Source organism: Amycolatopsis ruanii (genome assembly GCF_003385175.1).
Taxonomy (GTDB): domain Bacteria; phylum Actinomycetota; class Actinomycetes; order Mycobacteriales; family Pseudonocardiaceae; genus Amycolatopsis_E; species Amycolatopsis_E thermalba.
Genome location: NZ_PQHY01000008.1, coordinates 90,626 through 105,710 on the forward strand (window position 1 = coordinate 90,626; position 15,085 = coordinate 105,710).

Sequence of the window (15,085 nt, forward strand, 5' to 3'; positions counted from 1 at the left end):
TCCAAATTGGACCCCGAGCCCGGCTGGGAGAGTATCCATTAAAGCGCGACACTAGGCTGGCGGAAAGCTCTATGCTGGCGCACCCGGGCGCTCGGGAGGTTTTCGGTCTTGGGAACGATCATAGTCAAGCGGCCACTCCGGCGGCCCGCGCCTGACCTGCCGTCGGGCGACGTGGTGCTCGATCCCCCACCCGAGAACCCGCCGCCCGCGGGCAAGAGCTGGTCGCGGGTGCTGATGATCCTGCCGATGCTCGCCGGCACCGGCGGCATGGCGCTGCTGATCGGCGCCGGGCGGTCCGGTCCGCTGATGTACGTCGCCGGCGGTCTGTACGGCGTCGCGGTGCTCGGCATGATCCTGTTCCAGATCATCAGCCAGAACGGGCAGGGCGCGAGCAAGCAGGAGATGATCGCGAACCGCCGCCGGTACATGCGCCGGCTGTCGCAGCTGCGCGCGCAGGTGCGGGACACGATCGACCAGCAGCGCACGGCGATGTTCTACCGCCACCCGGATCCGGCGCGGCTGTGGTCGACCGCGCAGAGCGCGCGGCTGTGGGAGCGCCGCCCCGGCGACTGGGACTTCACCGTCATCCGGATCGGGCTGGGCTCGCAGGAGCTGGCGACGCCGCTGGTGCCGCCGGAGACCAAGCCGATCGACGAGCTGGAACCGCTGTGCGCGATGGCGCTGCGCAAGTTCGTGACCACCTATTCGACCGTGCCGGACCTGCCGGTCGCGGTCGCGCTGCGCGGGTTCTCGCGGATCTACCTGACCGGTGACGACGACCGCAAGCGCGCGATGGCGCGGGCGCTGGTGGCGCAGCTGGGCACGTTCCACGCGCCGGGCGACGTGCTGACCGCGTTCTGCGTGCGCGAGCGCGAGCTGTGGGACTGGGCCAAGTGGCTGCCGCACGCGCTGCACCCGTCCAAGACGGACGCGGTCGGCCAGATCCGGCTGGTGGCGCCGAGCGTGACGGCGCTGGAGGCGATGCTCGACGACGTGGTGGCCAACCGGCCGCGGTTCAACCCGGGCACGCAGCCGATCGAGGGCTCGACGCACGTGGTGGTGTTCGTCGACGGCGGCGACGTCGGCGGGTCCGAGCACCTGATGATCGAGGGCGGCGTCGAGGGCGTCACCGTCATCGACCTCTCCGGCGAGCCGCCGCGCCTGCTCGACGCGGCCACGCTGGTGCTGGACATCTCCCCGGACGGCAACCTGACCAGCCGCACCATGGACGGCGCCGGCAACATCGGCACCGCCGACGGGCTGGGCATCGAGGAGATGCGCGGCCTGGTGCGCACGCTCGCGCCGCCCGCGCTGTCCGCGCTGACCGCCAGCGAGCAGCCGCTGTCCGGGTCGCTGGAGCTGACCGACCTGCTCGGACTCGGCGACCCGTACGAGTTCGAGCTGGCGAAGAGCTGGGAGACCCGGTCCAACCGGGACCGGCTGCGGGTGCCGATCGGCATCACCGCCGACGGCCGCCCGATGGAGCTGGACCTCAAGGAGTCGGCGCAGGACGGCATGGGCCCGCACGGCCTGCTGGTCGGCGCCACCGGCTCCGGCAAGTCCGAGCTGCTGCGGACGCTGGTGCTGGCGCTGGCCGTCACCCACGATTCGGAGATCCTCAACTTCGTGCTGGTGGACTTCAAGGGTGGCGCCACCTTCACCAAGCTGGACCGGTTGCCGCACACCAGCGCGGTGATCACCAACCTGGCCGACGAGCTGCACCTGGTGGACCGCATGCTGGACGCGATCGGCGGCGAGCTGGTGCGGCGGCAGGAGCTGCTGCGCAAGGCGGGCAACTACGGTTCGCAGCGCGACTACGAGAAGGCCCGCACCGCGGGCGCGCCGCTCGACCCGCTGCCCGCGCTGCTGATCGTGGTGGACGAGTTCTCCGAACTGCTGACCGCGCGGCCGGACTTCATCGACATGTTCGTCCAGATTGGACGCGTCGGCCGTTCGCTCGGTGTTCACCTGCTGCTCGCCTCGCAGCGGCTGGAGGAGGGCCGGCTGCGCGGGCTGGACTCGCACCTGTCCTACCGCATCGCGCTGCGGACGTTCTCCGCGATGGAGAGCCGGGTCGTGCTCGGCACGCCGGACGCGTTCCAGCTGCCCCGTTCCCCCGGCAACGGCTTCCTCAAGACCGGGGTGGACGAGCTGACCCGCTTCAAGGCGGCGTACGTGTCCGGGGTGCACCGGCGCGGCACGATCCAGCGCACCCACGACGAGGGCCGCCAGATCGACCCGGTGCAGGACTACTCGACCGCCTACCTGCGCCCGCGGCTGGCGGAGAAACCGGTGGAGCAGCCGAAGCCCGCCGAGGCCGACGACCTGGGCGAGACGCTGATGGACGTGCTGGTCGAGCGGCTGGAGGGGCAGGGCGTGCCGGCGCACCAGGTGTGGCTGCCGCCGCTGAACGAGCCGCCGACGCTGGACAAGCTGCTGGAACCGCTGGTCACCGATCCCGAGCGCGGCCTGACCACCGGGATCCGGGAGCACCGCGGCGCGCTGCGGGCGGCGGCCGGCATCATCGACCGGCCCGCCGACCAGCGCCGCGACGTGTGCTGGCTGGACCTGTCGGGCGCGGGCGGCAACCTCGCGATCGTGGGTGGCCCGCACAGCGGCAAGAGCACCGCGGTCCGCGCGGTGATCGCGAGCCTCGCCCTCACCCACACCCCGTCCGAGGTGCAGTTCTTCTGCCTCGACTTCGGCGGTGGCGGTCTGACCGCGTTGCGCGACCTGGCGCACGTCGGCGGGGTCGCGACCCGGCGCGAGGTCGACCGCGTGCGGCGCAGCGTCGCGGAGGCCCGCACCCTGATCGCCGAGCGGGAGCAGCGGTTCGCCGAGCAGGGCATCGACAGCATGGCGACCTACCGCAAGCTGCGCCGCGAGGGCCGGTTCCCGGAGGACCGGTTCGGCGACCTGTTCCTCGTGGTGGACGGCTGGGGCACCCTGCGCGCGGAGTTCGAGGACCTGGAGGCCGACATCGCCGAGGTGGTCAACCGCGGCCTCGCGTTCGGCGTGCACGTGATCGCGACCGCCAACCGCTGGATGGACCTGCGGATGAACCTGCGCGACATGTTCGGCAGCAGGCTCGAGCTGCGCCTGGGCGACCCGGTGGACTCGGTGATCGGGCGGCGGCAGGCCGCGGGTGTCCCGGAACAGGCGCCCGGGCGTGGTCTGTCGCCGGACGGCGCGCACTTCCTGTCGGCCGTCCCGCGGGTGGACGGCAAGGAGACCGCGGACGACCTCGCCGACGGCGTCCAGCACTTCGTCGCGTCGGTGAACGCCGCCTGGCCCGGCCCCGCCGCGCCGCGGGTCCGGCTGCTCCCGCCGATGCTGCCCTACTCGGCGCTGCCCGCGCCGGACGAGAACGGCATCCCGATCGGGATCTCCGAGGCCGACCTGCAGCCGGTGGGCCTGGACTTCACCGCCGAACCGCACCTGGTGCTGTTCGGCGACGTCGAATCCGGCAAGAGCACGTTCCTGCGGGCGCTGGCCACGAGCATCATGGCCCGGTACACGCCCGACCAGGCTCAGATCGCCCTCATCGACTTCCGGCGGAGCCTGCTCGGCCTGATCCCGGACGAGTACTTGATCGGTTATGCGACCGCGAGCGGAACCGTTCAGGAAATGGTGCGTCTGACCATCGACGCGATGCAGAAGCGACTGCCGGGAGGTGACATCACGCCGGAACAGCTCCGTTCCCGCAGCTGGTGGAGCGGCCCGGAACTGTTCATCCTGGTCGACGACTACGACCTGGTCGCCCCGAACCCGCACGACAACCCGCTCGCACCGCTGCTGGAGTACATGACGCAGGGCCGCGACATCGGCCTCCACCTGGTGGTCACCCGTCGCAGCGGTGGCGCCGCGCGGGCGATGTTCGACCCGGTCATCGCCCGGATCCGGGACCTGGCCTCGCCGGGGATCCTGATGTCGGGCAACCGCGAGGAGGGTCCGCTGCTGGGCAACATCCGGCCGCAGAAGCTGCCGCCGGGACGTGGCTGGCTGATCACCCGCAGCGGGGGTGCGCGGCTGGTGCAGCTCGCCGAGCTGCCTCCACAGGCCTGAGACAGTGATCCACCGGAGTTGACTCGAGGTGGTTAGCTAGGGAAGCGGGGGGCCGCCGACCCCTACCCCCGGCGGGCCCCCGCCACCCGGCCTGGGCTTCACGACGTTTGGGAGGGACATCGTGGCACCGATACCGGACGAACCGGGCACCGTCCCATCCGCCGAGTGGGCTGCCAAAGGTGCCGAGCTCGAGCTGGATCCGACGAACTTCCGCAACTACGCCAAGAACCTCGGCCTGATCGCCGCCGACCTGAACAGCGACATGATGTCGGCCCAGTCGGCGCTGCAGGGGCCCGGCGGCAAGGACATGCTGATGTCCACGATGTTCGAGCCGGGCCAGGACATGCAGGCCTTCGCCGACCGCAACGCGCAGGAACTCGGGATGTTCATGCCCGACGCGCACCAGAACGTCAAGGTCCTCGAGTCCGTCGGCTACATCTTCGGCGACTTCTTCGAGAACATGGACGGCGGCAACTCCGCGATGCTCGAAGTCCTCCAGTGGGCCTTCCGGATGGACGGCGCCAAGAAGCCGGAAGGCGTCCCGTCCTGGCTGGACGAGAAGAAGACCGTCGCGGAGTACCTGACGCCACCGGCCGGCACCGGGGTGACACAGACCGGGAAGGACGAGCAGCTCAACCAGATCGTCGTCGGCAACATGACGATCACCACGTTCCGGACTCCCGATGGCGGCATCCGCACCGTCCAGACCAACGGCAACGTGACCACCGAGTACCTGGACGACAAGAACGGCAACCGCCAGTACATGATCACCTCGACCAAGGGCGACCACGAGACCACGACGGTCACCACCGCCTATCACAACGGTGCGCCGGCCGGGGAGACACGCCGCACGACGAAGCACGACACGGACTCGGACCCCAACGTCGTCCACCAGGTCACGACGTCGCAGAGCTACGACAAGGACGGCAAGCCCGTCAAGTCCGACGCCCCCGCCAAGAGCCAGCACGTGGTCACGTACAACCACCAGGACGGCACGCACTCCCGCCAGTACTACAGCGAGTCGATGCAGAAGGACGTCAACGACGTCGACCGGGACGGCAACAGGGACGAGAAGGTCCCCACGAAAACCGACCAGCGGACGGTCGGCGCCCAGCACGACCTGCCGACCGGCGCCGATGTGCGGCAGGGCCATCCCGAACTCGACCAGGCACGACGCTCGATACCAGGGGGGTAGTGACGAGCATGGGCGACGACTACTTCGGTTACGACCTGAGCAAGATCGGCACCGGTGTCGGTGGGGGCTACTACGACATCGGTAAGGATTCGCCTCCCGCGGTCTGCAAGAACTACGACTTCTCCACGGAGGGCATCGAGTCGCTCTACCTCGCCATCGTCAAGGGCGAGCAGCCGGGCACCACCGCCGACCGCGCCCGGCAGTGGGGCAACGTCCAGCTGGCGCTCCAAACCGTCGCCGACAACCTGCGCGAGCAGACCCAGACGCTGGCCGACCACTGGAAGTCCCCCGCCGCCAAACAGGTCTTCCTCGCCAAGGTCGGCATGGTGCTGGCGCACCTGCGCGAGTGGCAGGACGCCGCGCTGCGGAACAGCACCGCGTTGTACGGCCTGTCGAACACGATGTACGAGGCACAGGCCAAGATGCAGGCCCTGTACGACGACTACAAGGCCGAGAAGAAGGACGCGATGGAGAACGCGACCCACGACATGGGCGCGTTCTACGAGGCGAAGGTCGGCACCAAGCCCGGCAACGCGCAGGACAAGCTCGAAGCGGGCAACAAGGTCACCGAGAAGTACGACAAGGACGCGCGCGAACTCGCCGAGACGATCGCGGGCCAGTACGCGCCCTACATCTACAAGCTGCAGTCCGCGCACGCGCCGAAAATCGAGCTCCTCAACGCGATCCTGCACCCGGAGGCGACCGGCGCGCCGCGTCCGCCGACGATCGGCGCGCCCGGCGCGCCCGGCACACCGCCGGGTGGCGCGCCGAGCGCCCCTCCGGGCGGTGCCCCCGATGCGCCCGGGAACGCGCCCAACGCACCCGGTGACGCGCCGAAGGCCCCGGGCGACTCGCCCGCCTTCAACGGGAACAACGCGCCCACGGACAACCCGGCTTTCAACGGCAACCAGGCGCCGACAGCGCCCCCCGGCCCGGCGCCGGTCGCGCCGACGCCGCCCGGTCCCGCCCCGACCGCGCCGACACCGCCGGACGGGCTCACGAGCACGCCGCCGCCCGGGAACGCGCCCGGCATCAATCCGGCTCTGCTCGGCCTCGCCGGCGCGGCCCCGATGTTCACGAACGGGTTCGGCGGCGGCAAGGCGCCGGCCGCGCCCTCGTTCGGCAACAACGGCGCCACTCCCAACCTGTTCTCCGGCAAGGCCCCGAACAACGTCCCGTCGACGCTCGGCCTGAACACCACGTCGACCCCCACCCCGGGGACCGCTCCGGGCGCCCCGCCGTCGTTCGGCCAGAACAGCAGCCCGTACCCGCCGGGCACGATCACCCCGCCGCCGGGCGGTCAGGTGCCGCAGCAACCGCAGAGCAAGGAGCCGGGCGGCAACCAGCCCGGCGCGCCCACGTTCGACACCGCGCTGCCCTTCGACGAGCACCTGAGCCTGGCAGCCAGCTCGGCGTTCCGGCAGGCCGTGCAGTCGGCGCCGCCCGTACCGCCGGGCGCGGAGTCGGCGATGGGCCCGAACGCGGGCTCGGCCCCGCCGCTTCCGCCGGGCGGCCAGGCACCGAACGGCCGCGACGTCCAGACGGGTCGGCGGCCCGGCGCACCGCTGATGAGCGACCTGTCCGAGCGGCCGCCGGCCTTCCAGCCGCCACCGTCGACCGCGCCGGTGCTCAACAACGACAGCAAGCGCGGTGGCAGCGCGAAGGAAGCACCCAGCGGGACCCGCGAAGGCTTGCCGCCGGGCGTGGGCGCGCCGCCGGTGCTGTCCAACCCGCACCGCAAGGCGCCGGCCAAGACGTTCAGCGAGTGGCAGGCCGAACGCAAGCGCCGGAAGACGCAGGGCGACCGCAAGCAGTCGGAGTTCGTCGCGAACCTGCCGGTGAGCACGACGCCGGTGTTCGACGGGCGGTACTCGGCGCAGGAGTACGTCGCCGGTTCCGCCGGGGAGATCCCGGACTTCCTGCAGGCGCCGGTGCCGGTGGTCACGGCTCCGGACCGGCACGCCAGGCCGGTCGTGCACGCCGATCGCGCCCAGCGTGTCGTCCGGAAGGACGAGAAGGCGCCGGTCACCGACGAGGCCGTCTTCGAGGTCGCGACGCCGGGTGGCCCCGTCGTCGCGACCGGGGAGCGGGAGAGGCGGTACCGGCCCGCGGAACCGTCCGCTCTGGACGGACGGAACTGAACCGCTGTCCGGTGCGCCGGATCCATTGCGGACCGGCGCACCGGACGACGAGTTGCGCCCCTTCAGGCGGCGATCACCCTTCCGGGGAGCAGCGCGGTCGCACTCTCCTGGGGGTGGAGTGCGGCCGCACTGCACTGCCCGAGAACCGGAACATCCGGCCGCGAACGCACGCGGCGGACGGACCGGGCGCGGGAAGACCGGCAGGCGGTTCGGCCTTCCCGCGCCCGGAGTCAGAACCGCCCGGGCCGTCCCAGGCGTGCCCGCTCGGCCGGCGCCGGGTCCACCCACACGTAGTGGTTGGTCTCCCCCGCGAGCACGGCCAGCATGTCGTCCCGCAGCATCTGCAACTGCTGCGACGTCCGCTGGGTCAGCCGGAGCGCCGGGGCGAGCAGTGAGGCCTCGTTGGGCGTGAGCCGCTGCATCAGCACCAGGTCCGAGCCCGGCACGGCGCCCACCCGCTCGGGCGTGAGCCGCCGGTGCAGCAGCACCCTCGTCTGCCACGCCTCCGGCTCGCTCTGCGACTGGGGCGCGTCGTGCAGGCACAGCACCGGCGCGTCGGCACTGGCGGTGACCGCGGGCGGCGAACCCGGCGCCAGCACCGCGACCCGGTCGGTCCGCCCGGTCGCCGACTGTCCCAGCTGGACCCAGTCCGCCGGGTGCTGCGAGAACACCAGCAGCCGCGCCCCGGCCCGCAGCGCGCGGAACGCCATCAGCCGCGCCGCCCAGGCGCCGCCGATCAGGCTCACCGACACCGGCTCCGGCCGGAACAACGTCAGCGCCACCGGGAACCCGTTCTGGTCCCGCCCCAGCGGCAGCCCGACCGACGACGCGGACACCTGCAGCAACTCCAGCGCCGCGTCGGAGGCGTGGTGCGCGCCGATCCGCAGCCGCGGGATCGAGCGGTGCCGTCGCGTGCGCCAGTCGCGGTGCTCGCGCGCGGCGCCGGCCGCGGGACCGGCGGGGCCGGGGCCGGGCGGCTGGGGCGGCATCGGCGTGGGCACGCCGACCGCCAGCGCGGGCCGCGCGACCTCGACCGTCGTCGCGGCGGCCGCGGCTTCGGCGGAACCCTGCTGCTGCGTCTGCGCCGGGGCGGGCACGTTGACCACGGCGGGCGCCTGCGGCACGGCCGGCGCGCCGAGCACGGCCTGTCCGGGCGGCATCGGCGCGTGCTGCTGCTGCACCGGCGGCGGTCCGGGCTGGGCCTGCGCCGGCGGCATCATGGGCCGCGGCATCGCCTGCGCGGGCGGCTGAGGCCGCGACGGCGGGTACTGTCCGGCGTTCATCGTGCACCTCCCCCGCTCGGTGCCGAAGCATACACGGCCGGGCCGTGCTGACCGTCCAAACGGGACACCCGGGCGCCGTTGCGCCCGGCCAGCGTCTGCACCAGGTCGCACACCTGCGGATACCGCTGCGCCGTGGCCGCCACCCGGACCAGGCAGCGCAGGGTGGTCCCGTCGAAGGAGGGCTCCAGCAGCAGCGCGATGCTGACCAGGTCCGCGGGCAGCTCGGCCAGCGCGGCGAGCAGGTTGGTGCCGCGGTCGGGCTCGGGCCACGACTGGATCCAGAAGCACCCGTGCGTCAGGCGCGCGGAGTGCCACGACTCCCAGGCCTCGTGCACGCGCGCCGGACCGCCGCCGGGGAGCAGGTCGCAGGAGCGGGCGAGCGCGTCGACGACCTCGTCCGCGGTCAGCATCCGCGCCCGCAGCCCGCGCCGCCGCAGCACCCGCTCGGCGCGGCGGGTGATCTCGGCCAGCACGGCGGGCACGTCCAGGCGCCCGCCCGGCGAGTCGATCATCGACTCGGCCACGGCCCGGGCGTCCAGCCGCACCGCGACCCACAGGGCGCGGTCCCGGGTGCCCGGCTCGCGTCCGGGCACCGAGTGCGTCACGACCTGCATCACCACGCCGGCCTGCTCGGCCTCGGCGGCGGTGCGGGCCAGCGCGGCCAGCGGCACCGGCGGGGTCGCCACGTCCGCGCCCCCGGTCACCTCCAGCACGGCGAACCAGCCCGCCTCGTCGCTGCCCATGCCCAGCTTGCCCTCGCCCGGCCCGTCGATGTCCTCGACGACCAGGTCCGGCGCCAGCTCGCACAGCGCGGTCAGCCGCGGGTCGTCCCGCTTCTCGCCCGAGGTGCCGCGGCGCGACCGGAAACCCATCCACAGCATCAGGCTCTCGGTCCACCAGCGGCCCTTCGAGCGGCCGAACATGCCGACGATCACCGCGAGCCCGATGACGCCCGCGGCGATCAGCGCCCACAGTTCCTGCACGCCGACCGCGGCGACGACCACGAGCACGATCTCGAACGCCAGCAGCCGGGCCAGGCTCACCACGCCGAGCCGCCCGCGGCCACGCACGGGCCGGAACCACGCCTGGCCCCTGGCCTGGGCGCGCAGCTCGGCGGAGCCGCCGCCGCGCGCGTCGAACTGCGCGGCGGCCTGCGGCTGCTGGCCAGTCGTGATCACCTGCGGAGCCCCTTCCACCAGCCAACGATATCGCCGGACCCGGCCATGATCACCGCACGAAAATCCGCGGCGCTCACGGCGGACCCGTAGCCGACCCGCACCGTACCGCACTCGCGCGCGGCCGGGTTTCCCATGACCTGGCCTTTTTCCCTTCGACGCACCTCGCCGGGCTGTCGGTTCCGTGCCAGGGCGGTCGGCCACTCTGTTAGGCGTACCAGACTCCCCTGGCTCGTCGGAGGCAACGGCAGGTGACCCCACCGCTCTTCGAGCCGGCCGATCCGGTCCGGGCGTACCTCAACGGCATCAGCCGGACCGACCTCCTGACCCTCGAGGAGGAGGTCACGCTCGCCAAGCGGATCGAGGCCGGGCTCTACGCCCAGCACGTGCTCGCGACCACGCGGGTGCTCGACCCGCAACGGCACGCCGACCTGCGCACGATCGCCGAGGAGGGCCGGGAGGCCAAGAACCGCCTGCTGGAGGCGAACCTGCGGCTGGTGGTGAGCATCGCCAAGCGCTACACCGGCCGCGGCATGTCGCTGCTGGACCTGATCCAGGAGGGCAACCTCGGGCTGATCCGGGCCGTGGAGAAGTACGACTACACGCCCGGGTTCAAGTTCTCCACCTACGCCACGTGGTGGATCCGGCAGGCGATCAGCCGCGCGCTGGCCGACCAGTCCCGCACCATCCGCATCCCGGTGCACCTGGCCGAGCAGGTCAACCGGGTCCTGGCCGCGCGGCGTGAGCTGGCCACGCGGCTGGGCCGGGAGCCGGGGCACGCGGACATCGCCGCGGAGCTGAGCCTGACGCCGTTCCAGGTGATCGAGCTGCTCTCCTACAACGAGGAGCCGATCAGCCTGGACCAGACCGTCGGCACGGACGGCAGCAGCGTGCTCGCGGATCTGCTGTGCCACCCGGGGCGGCCCGGGGTGCCCGCGTCGTACCACGTGTTGCGGCGGGAGATCGACGAGCTGCTGTCCACGCTGAAACCGCGGGAGCAGCAGGTGATCCGGCTGCGCTGCGGTCTGGACGACGGCCGCCAGCGCACGCTCGAGGAGGTCGGCCGCGAGCTGGGCGTCACGCGGGAGCGGATCCGCCAGATCGAGCGGCGCACGCTGGGCAAACTGCGCGAGGAATCCCGCACCGCGCGGCTGCAGGCCTACGTCTCCTGAGTCCGTTGTGGACTTCCGCAGCACCGCAGTGGTGCCGCCGTACCGGGCCCGCTGACCTGCGGATTCGATCTCGCGGGACGGTCAGGCTGGTGCCGCCGATCCGCCAGTGCGACGGCGCACACTCGGTGGGGCAACGACCATCGAGGGGGAAGACGGGCAGGCTGACATGGCTGAGACGAGCACCCTCTGCCGGACGTGCGGGGACTCGGGCGGCTGGATCCTGGAGACCGACGTCGATCCGGCGACCGGGCTGATCACCTCGCGGGAGGCGCCGTGCCCGCGGTGCCGTCCGGCTTCGCGGAGACAGGACGACCCGTTCGGTTTTTGACATTTCGGGCTGTTCAGTCACAGATTCCTCTTGCAGGATCGTTCAACAATCAGTACGGTCACGGCACCCGAAACGAATCGGAGTTGTCATGGCCGCCGTGCTCGAGGTCGTCGACAGCGGTCCGTTGTCGACCGTGCAGGACCTGGGCCGGCCCGGGTACGCCGACATCGGCGTGACGGAGTCCGGCGCCGCCGACCGGGCCTCGCTGCGGTTGGCGAACCGCTTGGCGGGCAACGGTGAGGGTGCGGCCGCGATCGAGGTGACCTTCGGCGGGTTCGCGGCGCGGGCCACCGCCGAGGTGACGATCGCGGTGACCGGCGCGCCGTGCCCGATCACGATCGACCGGATGGGCGCGCCGATGAACGCGGCGCTGCGGGTGCCCGCCGGGGCCGAGTTCCGGCTGGGCTGGCCGGCGACCGGGATGCGCAGCTATGTGGCGGTGCGGGGCGGCATCGCGGTGGAGCCGGTACTCGGCTCCCGGGCGACTGATCTGTTGTCCGGCCTGGGCCCGGATCCCTTGCGGCGGGGGATGGTGCTGCCACTGGGTGCGGCTGTCGCGTCGCCGGCGCCGCCGCGCTTCACGCCCGTGGCGGCGCCCCCGTCGGACGAACTGGCGCTGCGAATCCTGCCCGGCCCGCGGGACGATTGGTTCACGGAGTCGGCGTTGCGGACGCTGCTGGCACAGCCGTACGCGGTGACGTCGGAGAGCAACCGGATCGGCATTCGGTTGGAGGGCCCGGTGCTGCCGCGCGCGCGACACGGCGAGCTGGTGAGCGAGGGGATGGTCACCGGGGCGGTGCAGGTACCGCCGTCCGGCAAGCCGACGCTGTTCCTCGCCGACCACCCGGTGACGGGCGGCTACCCGGTGATCGCGGTGGTGGTGACGGAGGATGTCGACAAAGCGGCCCAGGCACGACCCGGACTACTGGTGCGCTTCGAACCGGCGCGGGTTTGAGGGGTTTGGTTGCTGTCCGGGGAGGCGGGCTGTTCGTGGCGATGGGCCTGCGCCTGGTGGTGACCGCCTGGCGATCGGTGCATGGATGGTCCAGTCGTGCTGTCACCACTGGTCCAGTCGTCGCGTTTTGCCGACGAGAGGGCCACTGATCACCTCACGAGGCGTCCACTCGTGGGGGACGAACGATCCCCTCGGGGGCCACGAGGTGCGCACTCGCCTTCACGTTTCGGCACGAACGGTCCGCTCGTGGGGGCCACGGGTGGCCGTTTCACATGGCCACGACCGGCCCACTCACACGATCACGACCCGCCCATCCACACGGCCACCACCGGCCCACTCGCGCGGCCACCACCGGTCCACTCGCACAGCCGCCAGCGGACCACTCGCGCGGAGCACCAACAGGCCGCTCGCACAGCCACCACCGGGCCACTCACGCGGCCACCAACTGTCCACTCGCGCGGCTGTGAGTGCTCCATCAGCCGCCCACCCCAAGCTGACCGTGACAAGCCCGCCACGGAAAGCAACCCCGAGAAACAGAACCAAGCCACCCCGCAAGTGGATGGTGTTTTAATTCACCACTTCGGGCGTATATCGTTTCGTGATCGGGCCCCTGGGAAATCGGCTGCTGGTTCTGGCTCCGGCCGGTGAGTCAGTTCCAGAGAAGAACCGAAATGCCTTCAAGGACTGAAGGAGGGGTTCATACCGTGCCCACTCGAATACGCAGGATGATCACGTTCCCGATCACCTGCGCCGTCGCGACCGCGGCCCTGCTGGGGCTCACCGCGCCCGCCGGCGCGGCCCAGCTCTCCACCGGTGATCGCATCGTGCAGGCTGCCGCGCGGCAGGCCGGGAGTCCTTATCGGACGGGCGGCGAGGCTCCGGGCGGGTTCGACTGCTCGGGACTGACGCAGTACGCCCACAAGCAGGTCGGAATCGATCTGCCCCGCACCTCCCGCGCCCAGCGGGCCGCCGTGCGCAGCGTGTCCAAATCGGACATGCGACCCGGTGACCTGGTGTTCTTCGCCAGCCGCGGCAAGGTCTACCACGTGGGGATCTACGCCGGGAACAACAAGATCTGGGCCGCCCCCGAATCCGGCGACGTGGTCCGCCTGCAGAACATCTGGACCAGCTCCTACACCGTCGGACGAGCCTGGTGACCGGAGGCCGTCAAAAACGGTGAGACCGAGCAGGCCGCGTCCCGCGCGGCCTGTTCGGCCAATTCCTCCCGCGGCGATTCACCCATCAGGACGAGCCGGTGGTAAAGCGGCGCCGTCGCGGCCACCAGCAGCCGCTGGGCGTCCACCGGGCCCGCGATCTCGCCACGCGCCCGCGCGCGCGAGACCACCACTTCGCACCGCCGGTACCGGTCCCGCCAGAACGCCTGCAACGCCGCCGCGGCCGGCGCGGACCGGAACGACGCCGCGATCAACGCCCGCGTAACCGACGACCACTCCCGCAACGACGCGAAGACCTCCCGGTTCAGCGCCACCAGGTCACCGACCAGCGAACCCGTGTCCGCCGGCGCCCAGTCGTCCCCCGCGGCCGCGTCGAACACGTCCGCCAGCAGCCCGCCCACGTCCCGCCACCGCCGGTACACCGTGGCCCGGTGCACCCCCGACCGCTCCGCGACCGCGTCGATGCTCAGCCCGTCGAACCCCGCCTCGACCAGCAGGGACGTCACGGCGTCGAGCACCCGCGCACGAGTGCGGGCGGTGCGGCCACCGGGCCGGCGCAAACCACTTGCGGATGCCGAGTCGGTCATGCCAGCATCTTAGCGCGACAACCGTCGCGTTAAGGAGGCAACGCGTGCAGATCGAGGAACACCCCGCCCCGGGCAAGGGCCCCTACGGGATCACCGCCGGCCCGGACGGCGCCCTGTGGGTCACGCTGGTCCACAGTGGTCACATCGCGCGGATCGCCGACGACACCACGCTTTTCGACCTCGACCCCGGATGCGGCCCGGCCGTCATCACCCCCGGCCCGGACGGCGCGCTGTGGTTCAGCCGCTTGCGCGACCACCGCATCGGCCGGATCACCACCGACGGCACCGCGACCTCCGTCGAGCTCCCCGCGGACTGCGGGCCGTACGGGATCACCGCCGGCCCGGACGGCGCGCTGTGGTTCACCGAGATGAACACCGACCGCATCGGCCGCCTCGACGACGGCGAACTCACCGAATTCCCCCTGGGCACGAGCGGTTCCTACCCGTCCACGATCGTCACCGGCCCCGACGGCGCCCTGTGGGTGACCCTCAACCAGGCCGACACCATCACGCGTCTCACCACCGACGGCGGGGTCACCCACTTCGCCCTGCCCACCGAGAAGGCCGCGCCGGTCGGCATCACCGCCGACGATCACGCGGTGTGGTTCGTCGAGATCGGCGCCGGCCAGATCGGCCGCCTCACCCCGGACGGCGAGATCACCGAATTCCCGCTGCCGGATCGCGAAGCCCGCCCGCACGCGATCGTCCCGGACGGGGAAAGCGGTTGCTGGTTCACCGAATGGGGCGCGGGCCGGATCGGTCACGTGACCGCCGACGGCGAGTTCGAGCACCACCCGCTGCCCACCGCGGGGCTCCGAACCCCACGGCCTGACCCGCACACCCGACGGCGAGGTGCACGTCGCGCTCGAAATCGGCAAGGTCGCCCGGCTACGCCCCTAGCGCGCTCAAAGCCAGATGGGCTGGGTGGCCGGGTCGACGAGGCCGCGGTACGCGGTATCGCACGGAACTGCTGGGGTCGTTGCTTTCCGAGGTGCACGCCCGGTCGAGC

Annotated in this window: 10 protein-coding genes and 1 pseudogene; 8 read left to right on the forward strand and 3 right to left on the reverse strand. The window is 71.9% G+C overall.

The window, feature by feature from the left end:
* Positions 1-108 precede the first annotated feature (108 nt).
* From eccCa to D0D28_RS06430, 3 genes are all read left to right on the forward strand, one after another.
* On the forward strand, positions 109-4,065 hold the full coding sequence (eccCa, locus tag D0D28_RS06420; protein ID WP_116110051.1) for a type VII secretion protein EccCa: 3,957 nt from the start codon (positions 109-111) through the stop codon (positions 4,063-4,065).
* A gap of 121 nt (positions 4,066-4,186) precedes the next feature.
* Positions 4,187-5,260, forward strand: coding sequence for a hypothetical protein (locus tag D0D28_RS06425; RefSeq protein WP_116110052.1), 1,074 nt, complete (start codon positions 4,187-4,189; stop codon positions 5,258-5,260).
* Entirely contained in the window at positions 5,260-7,401 is a 2,142-nt protein-coding gene (locus D0D28_RS06430; RefSeq protein ID WP_116110053.1) for a hypothetical protein, read from the forward strand. Before D0D28_RS06425 ends, D0D28_RS06430 begins: the two co-directional genes overlap by 1 nt.
* A gap of 230 nt (positions 7,402-7,631) precedes the next feature.
* Here the strand turns inward: D0D28_RS06430 and D0D28_RS06435 are convergent, their stop codons facing one another.
* The gene (locus tag D0D28_RS06435; protein WP_094004900.1) at positions 7,632-8,684 is read right to left on the reverse strand and encodes a hypothetical protein; all 1,053 of its coding nucleotides are present in this window, start codon (positions 8,682-8,684) and stop codon (positions 7,632-7,634) included.
* Positions 8,681-9,880 carry a type VII secretion protein EccE gene (locus D0D28_RS06440; RefSeq protein WP_240323110.1) on the reverse strand — a complete coding sequence of 400 codons (1,200 nt, stop codon included), beginning with the start codon at positions 9,878-9,880 and terminating at the stop codon, positions 8,681-8,683. Before D0D28_RS06440 ends, D0D28_RS06435 begins: the two co-directional genes overlap by 4 nt.
* 230 nt (positions 9,881-10,110) lie before the next feature.
* Between D0D28_RS06440 and D0D28_RS06445 the strand changes: the two genes are divergently transcribed.
* From D0D28_RS06445 to D0D28_RS06460, 4 genes are all read left to right on the forward strand, one after another.
* Positions 10,111-11,031 (forward strand): sigma-70 family RNA polymerase sigma factor, encoded by a 921-nt coding sequence (locus tag D0D28_RS06445; RefSeq protein WP_094004898.1) that lies wholly within the window; start codon positions 10,111-10,113, stop codon positions 11,029-11,031.
* Between the two features lie 166 nt (positions 11,032-11,197).
* Positions 11,198-11,359, forward strand: coding sequence for a hypothetical protein (locus D0D28_RS36040; protein WP_167481508.1), 162 nt, complete (start codon positions 11,198-11,200; stop codon positions 11,357-11,359).
* 88 nt (positions 11,360-11,447) lie between these two features.
* On the forward strand, positions 11,448-12,314 hold the full coding sequence (locus D0D28_RS06455) for a biotin-dependent carboxyltransferase family protein (protein ID WP_094004896.1): 867 nt from the start codon (positions 11,448-11,450) through the stop codon (positions 12,312-12,314).
* Between the two features lie 725 nt (positions 12,315-13,039).
* On the forward strand, positions 13,040-13,471 hold the full coding sequence (locus D0D28_RS06460) for a C40 family peptidase (protein WP_233157188.1): 432 nt from the start codon (positions 13,040-13,042) through the stop codon (positions 13,469-13,471).
* Here the strand turns inward: D0D28_RS06460 and D0D28_RS06465 are convergent.
* Complete coding sequence (locus tag D0D28_RS06465) at positions 13,447-14,076, reverse strand: TetR/AcrR family transcriptional regulator (protein ID WP_116110056.1); 630 nt, start codon at positions 14,074-14,076, stop codon at positions 13,447-13,449. The two genes, D0D28_RS06460 and D0D28_RS06465, sit on opposite strands and share 25 nt — an antisense overlap.
* On the opposite strand from D0D28_RS06465, the pseudogene D0D28_RS36575 reads away from it, so the two are divergent.
* Positions 14,061-14,976: pseudogene (locus tag D0D28_RS36575) on the forward strand (virginiamycin B lyase family protein). The gene D0D28_RS06465 and the pseudogene D0D28_RS36575 overlap by 16 nt on opposite strands.
* Positions 14,977-15,085: the final 109 nt, after the last annotated feature.

Bases quoted from the DNA above. Each gene is read 5' to 3' on its own strand.
- D0D28_RS06435 (WP_094004900.1), bottom strand. From the start codon at position 8,684: ATGAACGCCGGACAGTACCCGCCGTCGCGGCCTCAGCCGCCCGCGCAG.
- D0D28_RS36040 (WP_167481508.1), top strand. From the start codon at position 11,198: ATGGCTGAGACGAGCACCCTCTGCCGGACGTGCGGGGACTCGGGCGGC.
- D0D28_RS06455 (WP_094004896.1), top strand. From the start codon at position 11,448: ATGGCCGCCGTGCTCGAGGTCGTCGACAGCGGTCCGTTGTCGACCGTG.
- D0D28_RS06460 (WP_233157188.1), top strand. From the start codon at position 13,040: ATGATCACGTTCCCGATCACCTGCGCCGTCGCGACCGCGGCCCTGCTG.
- D0D28_RS06465 (WP_116110056.1), bottom strand. From the start codon at position 14,076: ATGACCGACTCGGCATCCGCAAGTGGTTTGCGCCGGCCCGGTGGCCGC.